The organism is Pseudoalteromonas luteoviolacea (genome assembly GCF_001696455.1).
GTDB lineage: Bacteria > Pseudomonadota > Gammaproteobacteria > Enterobacterales > Alteromonadaceae > Pseudoalteromonas > Pseudoalteromonas luteoviolacea_C.
The window spans coordinates 1,805,192-1,820,128 of sequence record NZ_MAUJ01000001.1 but is presented as its reverse complement, the minus strand read 5'-3'; the positions used below and the strand labels follow the sequence as shown (position 1 = coordinate 1,820,128).

Genomic DNA, 14,937 nt, shown 5'->3' with positions numbered 1-14,937 from the left:
GCTTTAAAAAAGCCTCAGGCGCTAAAGTTGAAAGCCAATTAAATATAAGCCAGACAATTCAAAAGTACTCTAGCCGGTTGTGGTTTATATCAGTGTTAACGTGGAGCAAGTACGAACTTCGAGCAACTAGTTGAGTATATCTACCAATGGCAGGATCGCGTGTGTGGACCAAACAGAAGACTTAGTCACCTACTTTCAATGTGATGGCGTTAAAGAGGCAGATGCCACGAGAAAGTAATCTCTCACTTATCTTGGTGTTAACGGCAGTGAAGTACAACATGGCTTTTCAGGAACTATCAATTTAACTAAAATCACAATAAGGAAGTGGGAAGCTACTACGAAATATATGTCAATCTCAGAGTTTAATTACATTGAATCGGCCTTATGGTTTTTAATTGCCCTTGGGTTATTTGCGAATGCCATTATAAAAGGCCCCTCAAATGTGTATTACAAAGTATCACTATGCGCATCAATCACATTTATAGCATTTGGTGTGTCTGATATCATTGAAGCTAGCACAGGTGCTTGGTGGAGACCGCTTAGCTTATTATTTTTTAAAGCAGCTTGTGTATTAACCTTGCTGGGCTGCTTTATTAAGTATCGAAAGATAAAGTAAACCATCAGAATGTAGCAAAGTTTTTCGCCGTATTTTTTAGATGATAGAAGCCATGAAGAGCAGGGGGAGAGGAGGCTAAAAAAAGCTGGAAAAATAAATTCTGCATTATTAGAGGGCTCTGGAAAATATGGGGTTGATGTAGAGTGAGGGAGCACTCTATAATTTCTTTTCAATTATTATAGTATTAGGCACTGATTTTATGGCTCCTGTCGCTCACCTTCTTTTTAGCTGGCTTACCACAGTGAAATTAGTAAAAAACAGAAGGGAGCGAGCGTTAGTCTCTTCAGCTGGCGTATTGCCCGATATAGATGGTATTGGCTTAGTTGTAGATTGGATAACGGATAAGACGAACTATTATGCAATGTATCATCATTATATTGGGCACTCTATTTATTCCGCGCTCTTAATATCAACGTTACTCGCATTACTTTCCAAAACACAGCGAAAGCTGGTTTTTTTACTTTCATTTTTTTTGGTTCACTTTCATATTGTCTTAGACATAATCGGCTCAAAGGGCCCTGATGGAAATCAATGGCCGGTCTACTATTTATACCCCGTTGATTCAAGTTTCAATATTACTTGGTCAGGACAATGGGAGCTAAATGCTTGGCAGAATCAGCTGTTCATGCTGGTATTACTAATCTTTTCTATATATATCGCTGTTACTAGGAAGCTAACATTTTTAGAGATATTCAGTGAAAAGTTGAATCAAGAGGTTTTTAGTATGTATAACCGATATGTTAGTAAGAGACACTAATTAACGTATTATCAAGCTTCGTGAACAAGTGTGTGCCTACTCAATTGTTTTCGGCAAGAGAGGAAACCCTTTAGAGTTGGGAGGTAAACAGTCTGTTATTGACTTTATCGGTATAGTTCGGTACTAAACGGCACAGTAATTAATTCAAAGCGAGTATATAAGAGATTGACTCGTGCTTACCTGTACTAATTGTCGAACGTTTACGATCAAAAAGCTAAGCGTTCCTGCTAGCCTGGACTTTAAATGAAAATATCGAAGAACATTGAGAAAGAGCTCGGAATAGCTTTACCTGAGATATATAAAAGCAAAATTGATACACAGAGTAGCGACACTGGTTTGATCAATTATATTTTTCACACCAATGCGGAAACAATAGTTAATGCTAACTACTTCCATATCCACAACTATGACGAAGTACCGAAAAAGCCCAGCTTATGGGGGGCATTAATTCGGTTCTTAATCGGCTCGTCAGCTAAAGAAGAAAAAAAAGACCTGCAGTTTTTCAAAAAATGGAAGGAATCTAAAGTATTTATCATTGGCAGAGCGGAGAAGTCTGTATTCTATATTGAACTAAATGACCCGAACTGTAGTGTTTATGAGTTTGATTTCGATGTAGGTAAGGTTATCAAAAAATTCAATCATATTGATGATTTTATAACTTTCACAGAGACTAACTAAAAATTACTAAGCGGAGGTATAGTTTATTTCCAAGATTTTATAATTAATTTTAAGGCCGGGAATACCCTTTAAAAGAATGTGAGAGCCTTTTAGGTGTACTCCTATTTTAGCTAATTAGTCCTGTGTGGTAGAGTGAAGTAGAAATATTTCGGTATTAATATTGGTTTTTTCTTAAATATTAATTCGTACTCTGCAGTTAAAGTAGGGTTTGGTGTTAATTGTATTTATTGCAGATCTCTCTAGTTTACTCTGTTTTTCGTAATCAATATATATTGGCTCTGATACTGTGTCTAAATGTAGTAGTGATTTTTAATGGTTAACCAAGCTTTGTGTTTACTTCTGAGTTTTGTTGTTTTACTGTTGAATCATTATTTGGTGTAGTGAAAATTATTAATAAGTGAAAAGCGTAATTTTGCCAATGCTCTTTAAATGATAGGTGTTAGAGGCATAAATATTTGAAATAAGGATTGTTAAGGAGAATAGTTATGAATAAAGCTTTATTAGATTTTGAAGTGACAGAAACTGGACATCAAATTATAGAAGCTAAAATCAATGGGAGGCTACTGCGCTTTATATTAGATACTGCCGCTGGTGCGTCTGTTTTAGATAGAGCCTGTCTTTCTGATTTAGGTATAGAAGAGAAAACGAACGAGGAATGTGCTCAAGGGCTTGGTACCTCAGATCATGAAATGGGCCGTATAGATATACCTGGAATAGAACTAGATGGCACTTTATATGAAGAGCCAAGTTTTGTGTCTCTCAACTTAGACCATGTTCAAGTTGCAGGCGGGGAAAAGGGTGTGCACGGGTTATTGGGGTATCCGTTTTTTTCAAAATATAAAGCGGTCATAGATTTTGGAGTCAATAAAATCATCCTAACTATAAACGACTGAAAGGCTTAGTTTTTCATTTTAATCACAAATTAGCCATTTATCTCAAGCTAATGCTTTATTACTGGGTCATTACTATTTTGGGGGCGTGTGATCGGCGTACTCAAATGTGAGTTGATGCAGCTCCAGATTGAAATGTTGGAGCTGCACTTTTGCAATAATCTACAATTAGATTAAAAATACAAATTGATAATCAAATCGATATTTCAGCTTAATAGCACTCTATTGCAACTGTATTCCAAGGGTTTGGGCTACCATCGACATATTTATTGCAAATACCTTTCGCAAACAAGTTTTCTAAGTGATAACCAAAACTCGTGAAGGTGATTAGGTTGCCAAAGAACGGAAATTTACCATAGAAATGAAGCTCAACAAGCATATTGTCCAAGTTATAATTTGTTTGCTCTGCAATAAAGGCCCCGTCAATTTCCTTTAAATTGATGATACGTGAATCAGGGAAGCCAGGGATCACGACATGAAGGTATTCTTCGTCGTACTTACCATCAAAAAACTTGACGTTTTGCATCATTTCCGAAGGTGAAAGTTGATTCATGGCAAGTTTAAAGTCGGTTACGAGCAAAGTTTCTTGTGTAAGGTTGCGGTTAACCATTATTTTGCCCGGTAGGATATCATGTAGAGCACGCATTACTCCCTGCTCTTCGTCGGTCACACTCTGTGCGAGGGCATAGTTAGGAAACCCTGCGTTGGTAAAGCGCACATAAGACTCTCTCACCATGCCTATAAAATATTCAACGGTTTGTTTTCGTGCAATGATATGTGCTTGCTCTTCTGTGACGGTTCTAGACATAAGCAATGTGGCTTTTTTACCAGCATAAAAGCTCACAATATTTTGCGTAATTGAATAGACCGCTGCATTGGAGGAATTTTTCGGGTTTCCTCCTTGGTAAATTTTCGTTCCGTTTGCGTAGTCAAAAATCGTACTTAAATCAAAGCGTCCATTCTCTTCATTTTCACGAGTCTCAGCATTCCACTGGAATAAATCGTGAGAGGCCAAACCCATTACACCGATATCTACAACACGAATTGGTTTTTTAGCCAAAGCTGGCAAAGAAAACAATAAAAGTAAAAGTACAGAAAGTATCTTCATTTGGTCATTATCCTTTTAATATAAATGAGAATCATTATTATATTGATCATAATGTTGTGAATCAACTAGGTACTAAGGTGAATTTTTTGTGAATTTAAATCGAAAAGGATAAGGGGAAAACTCAATATGGCGCGGAGCTTGTTTTCACATAGGAGAAAGCGCTTTTAAAGCATAATTAATACAACGACGTATTTGTTATGGAGCCTATCTTTATTGCCAGTCGCGTTGAAATGTTAAAAGCGGGCAGGTAATGAGTAAGTCTTTATCATTTTCTATTACTTTCAATGGGATGAACTACTATTAAGCTGAATTTATTAGTCGTATATAAACGCTTAGGTAAGCTGAGGAGCAGGACTATTCTGCAAAATATATCTTGTTGCCATGACTGTGTATGATTTTTACCCAGCTCTCTAAGGTGAAAGTACATGACTTTTATTAATTTGATCTTATGCATATGGGGGTTTACACTTTTTTAACCTTTCGTGGGCAGTAAAGTGTTGATAGGTAAGCATACTGTGCTCGCAAATTTAAAGTCGTCTTTCAAAAGGAATATGGTTATGACAGACACACTATTAAGCCTGCTAACTAACAGAGATGCGTTAACTAAAGCGGCGCTAGATCACTTTGTATTAAGGCAGTGGGAAAGTGGTGAGCATTTCGGCCAAGTGCCTTTGCATCTACTACCCAATTACAAAGCATTTGAATCCTTTCCTTGGGAAAAAATTGATTGCATGCTGACTAAAATAGTTAAGCAACAGGATGATGGGCTATCATTCGGCTTTGATATGTTTCCACCTAAGTCCGCCGCCAAAGGGGATATGCATGTACACCCGCTAAGTAGCCGGTTGATCACAGTATTAGAAGGGTACGGAACGGCTATTGTGCAAACGTACTCTGGAAAAATGGCTAAAAAGGAAGTTGGCCCTGGAGAGGTGATTCTATTTCCCCATGCAACGCCACATTGTTTCTGGGGTGCAGAGCATCAACCAATGGTCGTTGAAGTTTTGCTAGGCCCCTATGTCCCCTTTGAACATCCATTGCATACCGTCTGCCCTATAAAAGCCAAAAAGGTTGCAAAGGCCTATCCTGATTTATTTAAACCTTGTGAAGTTGCTGAACTTGAGTCTGTTGCGGCCAAAGTTACAGAACTACAAAAACAGGGACTGGTAGAGTTGAGTGAACATCAAGTTATGGATTGGGGTGATGAGTTTATTCGTGAGCTAGGCGGATTTGAAGTAGAGGAAACCTAAAGCGAACTAAATGAAAAGCAAATAACAGTATTGCTACCGTTACTCGCTCTCAATTTTTTTTATCCGATCTTCAAAGCTTGGATGTGTGCTCAGCCAGCTAGTTTCATCTGGATACTCCTCTGCGAGTTTCGCCAGAATAGACTGCATTGCTTGAGCATTACCATATAGCGCGATGAGTTGCTCAGATGCATAATGATCGGCTTCAAGTTCTGCTTGTCGTGAGTAGCTTTGATTTATGCTAACGACAGCGCCTTGTAATATTACATCTGCCAGTGCAGAAACATCACCTAATGTTAGGGTTAAGCCTGCAAAAACGATGGATGAACTTACAATGGATTCCATAACATGATTGTGTTCTACATGGCCTAGCTCGTGAAGTAACACAGCGCTGAGTTCCTGTTGCTCAGAAGCCAAATTTACCATCGCATCGGTGATCACGATTGTGCCATCTGCTAAAGCCATTGCATTGGCTTTACCGTCCCAGTTGCGGAACTCTAATTTGAATTGGCGCTCACTGGTGGTTTCTTCATTTAAAAGAGATAGAAACAATGAACGAAGTGCTTGTTGTTTGGTTTCACTTAACTGAGACTGTTCAAATTCGCTATCGTCTAATGATTCAAGCGTGTTTTTATCTACAGTGGTATAGATAGAAGCGGGGATTGCAGCTGCAATCTTTTCTGATAAATAAGGAAGACCATGGGTATAAAATTTATAACCCGCTAGCGCCATAATGAGCAGGGCAGTAGAGCATATCCACAGTAACTGTTTTTGTTGCTGGGCTTTAACTCTGCTCTCGATTGAGTTCATTAATCACACCTTCCATTACGTCAATATTGTGTTTTCTCACTATTTTTTGGCTTTTAAATAGCTGAGGTAGCTCGATCACAATGACTAAAACAATGAGTACCCAGCCACCGATAGCGAATGTAATAAGGCCGACGAGCATCAGAATAAAGTTAATTAAACCTCGGACTATTTTGCCCAAGTAAAAGTGATGCAACCCAGCAGCAAAGAAGTAATTAAGTACTGCATACGTATCGGGATCTTTTACGAGTTGTTCTTCGAGTTGGTAGTAGCGTTTTCGAGCTTCAGGCGAGAGTGACGATATGCCCTCACGCAATGCTTCTTCTTGTTCTCTTAAACTAGAATCATCCATATTTAAACTCCTAAGGCAGGGGGTCTGACTTAACTTCGACACAGTCGGGATCGTTGCAACGACGAATACGTTTTAGCCCCAACCACCCGCCTTTCATCAGGCCATACTTTTCAATAGCTTGATAGGTATATTGGGAGCATGAAGGGGTAAAGTTGCAAGATAAATTAAAATGAGCTTTGGCACCGCCATTTACCTGATAGCGGCGAATGGCGGCCAGCGCAAACCGTTTAAGCACGTTTTCTACCAAGCGTTAAAATAACGGCTTCACGGCTCCAAAAGAGCATAAAGCGTTTATTTTCAATTACCTGAAACACAAGCTGCCAACCATCTTGAGCTTCACGGTTAAGCGTCGCTTCAAGCTTTTTTAATGGCATACCACTTGAACCAAGTAATAGCGTGCCACATCCGCCTTCTACAACGTGGATAACTTTATATTCATCGTATTGAGTCATATTACGTCCATGATTTTGTTTATTAGATTTTAAAGCACTATAACTATAATTTATCACTAAAACAAGTTGTTAGCTCCTTAATTAAGAGGGCGAATCGGGGAGCTCACATAGTCTTTCATTAGAGTGTGCCAGTGAGTGTAGTGATCTCTATTTGAGTGTTCAGCATAACTAAAGGGAGTGGTTTTAGTCTTATACCTACCTTAATAGGGTAAGGCATAAATTATATAGTCTAGGAGTTTAAGGCAGTTGAAGTGACAAGCGCTTTTCAACCGCCTTTTACTTTTACATGCTTGTTTTAATACAAATATAATCATTTAGACATGGAACTGAAATTTGTTCCGACTACTTTCATGTCCCGAAATTTCTACTTTTAAATGGGTACATATGTATCCAATAAAAAAATTGAAGTATTGGAGATAGTCATGAAAACAAAGCACGTCCTATTTTGTGCATCTATGTTGGTTAGTACGCATGCGATGGCCGAGTCACTCAAAGTGATGGCATATAATATTATGCAACTCAATGTACAAGGCTGGGATCAAAGTAACAGAGCAGAGCGTTTACCAACAGTTTTGCAATCGTTGAACGACACGCCAGATGTTATTCTTGTCAGTGAAGTGTTTAATAGTGACGCGGATCAAGCACTGGCGGCGCTTTCTGAACTATATCCATATCAAACGCCTAATGTCGGTCAAGACTGCAGTGGCAGCGGGTGGGACAGTTTGTCTGGCAATTGCTCTAATAGCCCTTTTGTTATTCGTGGTGGGGTTGTTATCCTTTCTAAATACCCAATTATTTCTAAAAAAGCCCATGTGTTTCATAACAGTTTAAGCGGTAGCTGGGACTACTTGGCAAACAAAGGGTTTGCTTATGTGGAAATAGAAAAGGACAACCAGCGCTATCATTTAGTTGGCACACATTTACAAGCAACACACGATGGTAATACAGAGCAAGAGCATCAGGTGCGAATGAGTCAGTTAGGTGAAATTCAGTTATTTATTGAAGCTGAAAAAATTCCCAGTCATGAGCCCGTTATTCTTGGTGGCGACATGAATGTTGAGTGGAGTAAACAAAACGAAGTAACTGATATGCTTGAAGTTGCAAGAGCTGGGTTACATTTTACAACACCAGAAGTTGGCTCTTTCTCCGCAAAACACAATTGGTTTACGAAAGCTAACGCATACTATTTTGACTATAGCTTGAATTATAATGACACACTTGATTATGTGTTCTGGCATACCGACCATAAACACCCTACAAACTCTCCAAGCATGGTGGTTCGCTATCCAACAGCGCAAAAAGATTGGTACTGGAGCTATTTAAAAGGTAATTGGAACCTAAGTGATGGTCGTTATTATCACAACGGTTACTACAACGAGCTCTCTGATCACTACCCTGTACAAGTAAATTTTGAATTTTAACAATCACTTTTGAGCGATGTGCGTGCGCATCGCCCTCTTTTTCCATCGTTTCTGTTTGATAAGACAAGTCTAGCAAATTTACTCCTAGGGCTGAGTTATACAGTTCAATGCTGCATATGGAGGTAATAATTGTCAAAAAATCCGATTAATCAAAAATTTGAAATGTACGGAACTGTGTATAATGGTACAACCAAAATAACCAGACAGAATGCTTTATCAGCTTCGCCCCCCATATGGAAAGTAGAGAAAAATGCGATTTTTATATGTGATGGATCCGATGTGTGGATGGTGTTACGGGTTTCAACCTGAGTTAGAACAGTTTTTGCGCAAATACCCTTCGGCACACGTGGATTGGATAATGGGAGGGCTTGCTCCCGACACAAACCAACCGATGCCTGAAGAGCTTAGGCAAACTATTTCTGCGTATTGGCATCAAATTGAAAGTAAGACTCAGGTTTCGTTTAATCATGATTATTGGCAGCTGAATACACCTTATCGAGCTACATATTTAGCGTGTAGAGCAGTTATAGCTGCGCAGAGGATTTCAAAAAGCAATGCTCAAAAAATGGTTAAAGCTATTCAGTCGGCTTACTACCAACACGCTAAAAACCCTTCATTAAAAGAAACGCTCATTGAATGTGCTAATTCAATTGAAATATCTGGCGATGATTTTGTAAAAACATTGAACGCGCAAGAGACAGAGGCGCTATTTCAACAGCATCTTGGTATTGCGCAGCAGTTGCGTGTAAGCGGCTTTCCCGCGCTCTTTTATATCGACAAAAAGAACCAAGCTTACCCGTTAACATTGGGGTTTTGCAAAGCTGAAGTCTTAATGCAACGATTTAACGACATAGATATGAGTTGATAAAACCTGACTTAGTTGCAATGTTGAAGACATGAAAACCTGTTTCAATCGGGTGCATTGAGCTGTTGTATTGCTTTACACCGAAGAGAAACGAATTTGAATTATAAGGAGGTTAAATGAGTATTAGAGAAGAGAATGAGTTCTGGTCCAATACATTTGAGGGCGAGGATTTAGCTGGAGAAAAACTCTCATCAAAGGTGTTTGAAAATTGCACTTTTATCGGGTGTAACTTTTCCGAGACTATTTTTAGTCGTTGCCAATTTGTGGATTGTGAGTTCTCAAAGTGTAATTTGAGCCTTACAAAAATGGACTACAGTAAGTTTTCAGATGTGGTATTTAGAGATTCAAAAACAGTTGGTATTGACTGGAGTAAAGTGGCATGGCCCAGACCGATATTTAGCGCTCCGATCCAGTTTTACGATTGTCTGATGAACGACAGCTCGTTTTATGGGTTGTCATTACCAGATCTATTAATGGAAAGTTGTGTAGCTCGCGGCGTGGACTTTAGAAGTGGAGATTTTAGTAACGCCAACTTTAAATCTACAGACTTTGGTCGCTCTCTATTCGCGGATACGAATTTAACAGGTGCTGATTTCTCGAACGCAACAGACTTCGACATTGATATCTTTAATAATGACCTAAAAAAAGCGAGGTTTGATCGTTTCGAAGCCATCAGGTTGTTAGGTAGTTTAGAAATAGAGCTCGTTTAGCAGTGTAAGTGATGTTGCTAGCTTTTGCTGGTAACATCGACTGCCTTGAGGAAAGTGAGATACAAAGCTCGCTATAGAGTGCACGAGTGGCCGCTGCAGTGGTCTTCCTCTCTTTAGATGACCAGACAAAACAAGGTTACCGGTTAAACCTACTTTGATAAACACTGAGCGTTCGGACTCATGACTCCATTAAGGCAATCAACAATTGAATAATGGCGGAAAGTTACCTTCGTTAGACTAATATTAGAATTACCTCCAATTTAGCTGGATTATTTAGTGAGCAGCATAGCAAGGTATCTGTTGATTTTTTCTTTCTCTCTTTTCTCAGTTATCAGTAAAGCGGTTGATGAACCAGTTAAAGAATATAAACAAGCACTTGAAAAAAGCCTGTCATCTCCTGACGAGTCCATTGCGGCGGCAAAATTGGTAGTTAAAAGCACCTCTAATCCAACACAGTTAAGCTTTTATCACACTTTACTGGGGCAACTTTACTACTTCAAAGGGCACATTGATAAAGCGACTTTACACTATAGGTTGGCCAAAGAATCCTCTCACAACTCAGATAGCTGGGTTCATGCCTACTTATTGATGCACTTGAGCTTACAGCAACTCGAGCAAGGTCGATTAGCACAAGCCAAAGCAGACGTGAGGCGTGCGCTCGAAATTTTTGTAACGTGGCAAGATGTTGAAATGCAAGTTAAGGCAAAAACCTATTTGGGGGCATACTTGCTTTGGACAGAAGATTCAGCAGCTTCTTTTGAAATTTTGAGTCAGGCATTCACACTCTCTCAAAACGCGCAGGTGTCCCCTCAATACCAAACTTATGTTAACAATGTAATGGGGGCTTACTACACGGTATTGGGAAATTATGACGAGGCATTGGTCTTAAAGTATAAGGCATTACACAACGCAGAAAGGCTCCATCATTGGGTCGATGTCATGTACAGTTACTACGGCTTGTGTCCTGTGTATATGAAGGCTGGTCGACTGCAAGAGGCTGAAGCGTGTTATCAACAGGCAAGGTCAATCGCATCGGAGTTAGATATAGACCGAGCTAAATTTTGGGCACCATTTGGTTTAGCGCGCATTGCTTATAAACAACAGAAATTTGAAAAGACAATTTTGTTTATGGAGCAAGCTAAGGAGTATGAGTGGACAACTGCCAACAACCCTGTGCGAATGACAGTACTGCGCCTCGAACAAGCGCAGGCCTATTTGGCTCTGGAGCAAGGGAATCTAGCATTGCATACTATTTTACAAGCCAGTGATTTGCTTAAACAGTTCGAAAGCCGTTATTACAATCGTTATGAAAGGCGTTTACTGTTCACTAAAGCTAAGGCACTCGATAGCCTAGAGCGTGATCAAGAAGCGTTAGAGATGCTCTTTAAATATATCGTTTTGGAGAAAAAAGCACGAGAAAATGAACAGCTGAAATTAGAGAAGGAGACGAGAGTCAAATTTGAAACTGACCTCAAGGAAACCAAAATTAAGTTGGCTGATAAGCAAATTAGATTACAACAGGCATCTTTAAAAGCGCTGATGGATGAAAACAAACTACGAACTTTATATATTTTACTCGCCATATCCGTATTGTTAGGTGTCAGTGTGTTTGCTTATAAGCAAAAGCAGTTATCCAATGCATTGCTAAATTTGGCGAATACAGATCCCCTCACCAAGTCGTTTAATCGCCGTTATATGGTAGAGCAATTAGGTGCTTTAATACGATATAATCAACGCCATCAATTAGCGCTTTCAGTGATTCTGTTAGATATTGATAAATTCAAAAATGTGAATGACACGTATGGCCATGATGTCGGCGATGAAGTTTTGATTGAAGTGGCGAATAGGGTTACAAAGCAATACCAGCGTGCCAATGAGTTTATTGCGCGCATAGGCGGGGAGGAGTTTGTGGTCGTTTTACCCGGCACCAACATAGAAAGTGCTGTTGAAAGTGCGCAACGGCTTTGTGCTGTAATTCGCGACACGCCCATTGGAGAAAACGACCTAACCATTACTGTCAGCTGCGGGGTTGCACAATTGAATGATGTACATAACAACGTTGATGGCATACTGAAACAAGCAGACAATAAACTCTACGAAGCCAAGAATACGGGTAGAAATAAGGTTGTGTACTAACCATCAAGGTGCTAACCGAGTAAAACGTGATAAGAAGGCTAAAAACCTAACGCCTTATCAAATTGGTATTTTATCCTACGCAGCATCTTTTCTGCTTTAGTCGGCACTTTTGTTTTTTCTGAACAATCTATTGGTTTGATACGAGGCAAATCACCCGTTCTTGTGTAAGGCATTGTAGTGGTTGCTAAATTGTTTCCAAAATGACTACCTAACAAGTAAGCGAGGGCAGGGTTATTTTTACCTAAAATTGCTAAGGCATGTCTAAACTCGCTCTGCTGAATTTGCGAGTTCGCCCAGCCATTGGTCTGAATAGACAATTTTAAAATTCGTTGCTTCATAGCAGACCGATTTATATTCGGGCGGTGGTAAAGATCCCGATTCCATAAAAAACATGTGCCCTTATCTCCTGTGATATTACAGCTATTCATATTGCTTTTCAGTGGACCTTTGTCGTATCTGGGTACAACTTCAAAAGAGCCAAAGTCAGAGCTCTTCACGTCTGATAAATAGATATAGATTGAGCAAGGTCTGCAGTCACGCACCGACCTGACACTTGGGTCGCTAGTGTCTCTGTGCCAGCCATTTAATTCATGAAAGTCTGTCAGGCTTGCGTCACAATTCCCGCCTATCTCAAAGCAGTGACAGTGTAAGAATATGGGACATGGGTCTAGTACGCTGATAACGTTCAATAACCTTTTACACATTACCTCCTCGAGAATCCCCAACTCTACTAGCTCATCCGGCTTTACATAGCTACGAGCTTGCAAAGCTAACCGCTTGAATACGGGATCCAATACGCGGTTCCACTTGGTTAGGGTTGATTGGGAATACATGTTTTGGAAATGCAATATCCCATGATGTTGATACATGGTACGCAATGCCATCTCTCTTTTGTTTAGACTCGCCATAATACATTCCTCACTGTGTCCAACGTGTTGAGAGAAATAAGCGCCTCAGGTAAAACCTCACACTCTTGGCGGTACGCTTATATCAACTCACCGAAATAACTGCGAAACTTGTGCCATAAATAGGAGTCTTGATTAATCCTTCAAAATTAGATGGTTATATATTTTGTGTGGCGATTAATCGGAGTGGGGTGAATTTTTTTGGATTTTGCGAATTCTATTGAGAAGCAAAAAGCAAAGCTTGCCTTAATGGTAATAAACCCGGGATTGTATAACTGTGAAAGGTCAAAGCAACAATTGAGGTTGCAGTGTAGAAATCGCTTTTCCCTTGACAAAAGTGTCTAGCCCCGAAATCATTGCTTATCTTTTATTTTCCTAAAAAAGAGCCATGACATCCTCAAACAACTTCCTGTTTAAACTGACGTCGCTTGTAGAAGCGAAGACGTTTCAAAACTTTATTATTGCCGTTATTTTGTTTAATGCTGTGACTTTGGGCTTAGAGACAACCCAATTTGGTAAAGACAATGCGGGCGTTTTACATAAAATAGATCTCGTGATCTTACTGATCTTTACTTTCGAGCTCATTTTAAAGCTCATTGCTTATCGTGTTAAATTTTTTAAATCAGGTTGGAATTGCTTCGACTTTATTATTGTTGCGATATCTTGGGTACCAGCGGGAGGTGCGTTATCTGTACTGCGTGCATTCAGGATTCTAAGAGTATTAAGATTGTTTTCGGTGGTACCGCAAATGCGCCGAGTTATAGGTGCGCTAGGTCATTCACTACCCGGTATGGCGTCGGTCATTGGAGTACTTGGTATCGTGTTTTATGTGTCAGCCGTACTTACCACAAAATTGTTTGGCCAACACCCCGATCCTAACATGCAAGAGTGGTTTGGTAGCATTGGCGCCTCGGCTTATACCCTATTTCAAGTAATGACGCTAGAAAGCTGGTCAATGGGAATTGTACGTCCAACCATGGAGCTATTCCCACAGTCATGGTTGTTTTTCGTACCTTTTATCATCATTACTAGCTTTGCTGTGTTGAACTTGTTCATTGGTATCATCGTTGATGCCATGCAAATTATGCATGACGAAGAGGGGAAGCCCGAGCAAGCGCTTGCCACAAAAGAAGATATATTACGCGTCGAAGCTAAACTTGATGCATTACTAAAGCAAAACAAGCATTAAATAATGTTGTAATGCCATTAGAGTCGCGCACTCGCGCGACTCTAAATTTGTACCACGGGCTATTTGACTCAGTTCTCAATTGATTTGAGTAGCCTAAGCGCGTCAAAACAGCCCTGATAAGGCCCACTTCGTATCGTATATCCTAGAAACCCCAAACAATAATTAAAAATAAGTAAATCTATCGTCCTCTCATACGACTAGTAATATAGACATAATTTTTAGAGAAGAGATTGATGAGTGAAACAACCCCCTGGCCATTGGATGCTGATGGCGACATGTTACGTATCTTGGCAGAACGAGACTTTGATTTTGATACTGCCCATAACATTGAGTTTTACGTCGAGTTTGACTCATGGCCATTAACTCAGGAACAGCAAACAGACATTTCGACCATCTTGCCTGAGGCTAGTTATGTTGAGCCAAATGAAGAAGATGAATTGCCAGGCCATGTATTGTTTACAGTGAACAATAAAGTGACCCATGAGTTCGTTACAGAAGAGCAAAAAAGGTTAAGCAATATTGTCTCAAATTTTGGTGGGTTTTGTAATTCATGGGCTGTTTGCAGTCCTTGCGGAACATAAAAACGCTTTAGCTAAATCAAAAATTACGAGTGTGAATAACCGTTTATCTGAACGGAAAAATGGTGGCTATATTTTGGCTATCAAAAATCGAAAAATATCAATGAAGTAGTGGGGGCCTAATGCACGAGTTGCCCTCATCCTCATTTTGTAATATTGAGTATTTATAAGCCCTGTTTTTAGGCGTTCACTACACATAAGTATGAACAAACTTTTAGCATCCACC

16 protein-coding genes are annotated in these 14,937 nt (G+C 39.7%); 10 read left to right on the top strand and 6 right to left on the bottom strand.

All coding sequences use genetic code 11. The annotated features are described in order from the left end of the window. The first annotated feature begins 815 nt into the window (after positions 1-815). The 3 genes from A7985_RS07890 (at position 816) to A7985_RS07880 (ending at position 2,944) form a co-directional block, all read left to right on the top strand. Positions 816-1,373, top strand: a complete 558-nt coding sequence (locus A7985_RS07890) for a metal-dependent hydrolase (protein WP_065789858.1) — start codon at positions 816-818, stop codon at positions 1,371-1,373. A 243-nt stretch (positions 1,374-1,616) separates the two neighbouring features. Beyond that, on the top strand, positions 1,617-2,051 hold the full coding sequence (locus A7985_RS07885) for a hypothetical protein (protein ID WP_065789857.1): 435 nt from the start codon (positions 1,617-1,619) through the stop codon (positions 2,049-2,051). A gap of 485 nt (positions 2,052-2,536) precedes the next feature. Beyond that, positions 2,537-2,944, top strand: a complete 408-nt coding sequence (locus A7985_RS07880; RefSeq protein ID WP_065789856.1) for a retropepsin-like aspartic protease — start codon at positions 2,537-2,539, stop codon at positions 2,942-2,944. Between the two features lie 208 nt (positions 2,945-3,152). On the opposite strand, the gene A7985_RS07875 is transcribed toward A7985_RS07880, so the two are convergent. Beyond that, positions 3,153-4,049 (bottom strand): hypothetical protein, encoded by an 897-nt coding sequence (locus tag A7985_RS07875; protein WP_065789855.1) that lies wholly within the window; start codon positions 4,047-4,049, stop codon positions 3,153-3,155. 557 nt (positions 4,050-4,606) lie between these two features. Here A7985_RS07875 and A7985_RS07870 point away from each other — a divergent pair. Beyond that, positions 4,607-5,299: a cupin domain-containing protein gene (locus tag A7985_RS07870; RefSeq protein WP_065789854.1), complete on the top strand. Its 693-nt coding sequence runs from the start codon at positions 4,607-4,609 to the stop codon at positions 5,297-5,299. A 39-nt stretch (positions 5,300-5,338) separates the two neighbouring features. On the opposite strand, the gene A7985_RS07865 is transcribed toward A7985_RS07870, so the two are convergent. The 4 genes from A7985_RS07865 to A7985_RS07850 are packed head-to-tail and all read right to left on the bottom strand — an operon-like array spanning position 5,339 to position 6,907. Continuing rightward, entirely contained in the window at positions 5,339-6,106 is a 768-nt protein-coding gene (locus A7985_RS07865) for a M48 family metallopeptidase (protein ID WP_065789853.1), read from the bottom strand. Next, positions 6,081-6,455 (bottom strand): hypothetical protein, encoded by a 375-nt coding sequence (locus A7985_RS07860; protein ID WP_065789852.1) that lies wholly within the window; start codon positions 6,453-6,455, stop codon positions 6,081-6,083. Before A7985_RS07860 ends, A7985_RS07865 begins: the two co-directional genes overlap by 26 nt. A 10-nt stretch (positions 6,456-6,465) precedes the next feature. After that, on the bottom strand, positions 6,466-6,690 hold the full coding sequence (gene yidD, locus A7985_RS07855) for a membrane protein insertion efficiency factor YidD (RefSeq protein WP_065789851.1): 225 nt from the start codon (positions 6,688-6,690) through the stop codon (positions 6,466-6,468). Beyond that, positions 6,683-6,907: a DUF4177 domain-containing protein gene (locus A7985_RS07850; protein WP_065790056.1), complete on the bottom strand. Its 225-nt coding sequence runs from the start codon at positions 6,905-6,907 to the stop codon at positions 6,683-6,685. Before A7985_RS07850 ends, yidD begins: the two co-directional genes overlap by 8 nt. Before the next feature lie 422 nt (positions 6,908-7,329). Here A7985_RS07850 and A7985_RS07845 point away from each other — a divergent pair, with 422 nt between their 5' ends. From A7985_RS07845 to A7985_RS07830, 4 genes are all read left to right on the top strand, one after another. Then, complete coding sequence (locus A7985_RS07845) at positions 7,330-8,328, top strand: sphingomyelin phosphodiesterase (RefSeq protein WP_065789850.1); 999 nt, start codon at positions 7,330-7,332, stop codon at positions 8,326-8,328. A 250-nt stretch (positions 8,329-8,578) separates the two neighbouring features. Next, positions 8,579-9,193 carry a DsbA family protein gene (locus tag A7985_RS07840; protein ID WP_065789849.1) on the top strand — a complete coding sequence of 205 codons (615 nt, stop codon included), beginning with the start codon at positions 8,579-8,581 and terminating at the stop codon, positions 9,191-9,193. A 116-nt stretch (positions 9,194-9,309) separates the two neighbouring features. Further along, positions 9,310-9,903, top strand: coding sequence for a pentapeptide repeat-containing protein (locus A7985_RS07835; RefSeq protein ID WP_065789848.1), 594 nt, complete (start codon positions 9,310-9,312; stop codon positions 9,901-9,903). Positions 9,904-10,179: 276 nt separating this feature from the next. Further along, positions 10,180-12,039, top strand: coding sequence for a GGDEF domain-containing protein (locus tag A7985_RS07830; RefSeq protein ID WP_141685291.1), 1,860 nt, complete (start codon positions 10,180-10,182; stop codon positions 12,037-12,039). A 38-nt stretch (positions 12,040-12,077) separates the two neighbouring features. On the opposite strand, the gene A7985_RS07825 is transcribed toward A7985_RS07830, so the two are convergent. Then, positions 12,078-12,947, bottom strand: a complete 870-nt coding sequence (locus A7985_RS07825) for a hypothetical protein (RefSeq protein ID WP_065789846.1) — start codon at positions 12,945-12,947, stop codon at positions 12,078-12,080. 385 nt (positions 12,948-13,332) lie between these two features. Between A7985_RS07825 and A7985_RS07820 the strand changes: the two genes are divergently transcribed. Both A7985_RS07820 and A7985_RS07815 read left to right on the top strand, forming a co-directional pair. Next, positions 13,333-14,133 carry an ion transporter gene (locus A7985_RS07820; RefSeq protein WP_065789845.1) on the top strand — a complete coding sequence of 267 codons (801 nt, stop codon included), beginning with the start codon at positions 13,333-13,335 and terminating at the stop codon, positions 14,131-14,133. A gap of 233 nt (positions 14,134-14,366) precedes the next feature. After that, positions 14,367-14,714, top strand: coding sequence for a ribonuclease E inhibitor RraB (locus tag A7985_RS07815; protein ID WP_065789844.1), 348 nt, complete (start codon positions 14,367-14,369; stop codon positions 14,712-14,714). Positions 14,715-14,937 lie beyond the last annotated feature (223 nt).

Bases quoted from the DNA above. Each gene is read 5' to 3' on its own strand.
- A7985_RS07820 (WP_065789845.1), top strand. From the start codon at position 13,333: ATGACATCCTCAAACAACTTCCTGTTTAAACTGACGTCGCTTGTAGAA.
- A7985_RS07815 (WP_065789844.1), top strand. From the start codon at position 14,367: ATGAGTGAAACAACCCCCTGGCCATTGGATGCTGATGGCGACATGTTA.
- A7985_RS07885 (WP_065789857.1), top strand. From the start codon at position 1,617: ATGAAAATATCGAAGAACATTGAGAAAGAGCTCGGAATAGCTTTACCT.
- A7985_RS07860 (WP_065789852.1), bottom strand. From the start codon at position 6,455: ATGGATGATTCTAGTTTAAGAGAACAAGAAGAAGCATTGCGTGAGGGC.
- A7985_RS07825 (WP_065789846.1), bottom strand. From the start codon at position 12,947: ATGGCGAGTCTAAACAAAAGAGAGATGGCATTGCGTACCATGTATCAA.
- A7985_RS07865 (WP_065789853.1), bottom strand. From the start codon at position 6,106: ATGAACTCAATCGAGAGCAGAGTTAAAGCCCAGCAACAAAAACAGTTA.
- A7985_RS07850 (WP_065790056.1), bottom strand. From the start codon at position 6,907: ATGACTCAATACGATGAATATAAAGTTATCCACGTTGTAGAAGGCGGA.
- A7985_RS07840 (WP_065789849.1), top strand. From the start codon at position 8,579: ATGCGATTTTTATATGTGATGGATCCGATGTGTGGATGGTGTTACGGG.
- A7985_RS07875 (WP_065789855.1), bottom strand. From the start codon at position 4,049: ATGAAGATACTTTCTGTACTTTTACTTTTATTGTTTTCTTTGCCAGCT.
- A7985_RS07880 (WP_065789856.1), top strand. From the start codon at position 2,537: ATGAATAAAGCTTTATTAGATTTTGAAGTGACAGAAACTGGACATCAA.
- A7985_RS07870 (WP_065789854.1), top strand. From the start codon at position 4,607: ATGACAGACACACTATTAAGCCTGCTAACTAACAGAGATGCGTTAACT.
- A7985_RS07890 (WP_065789858.1), top strand. From the start codon at position 816: ATGGCTCCTGTCGCTCACCTTCTTTTTAGCTGGCTTACCACAGTGAAA.
- A7985_RS07835 (WP_065789848.1), top strand. From the start codon at position 9,310: ATGAGTATTAGAGAAGAGAATGAGTTCTGGTCCAATACATTTGAGGGC.
- A7985_RS07845 (WP_065789850.1), top strand. From the start codon at position 7,330: ATGAAAACAAAGCACGTCCTATTTTGTGCATCTATGTTGGTTAGTACG.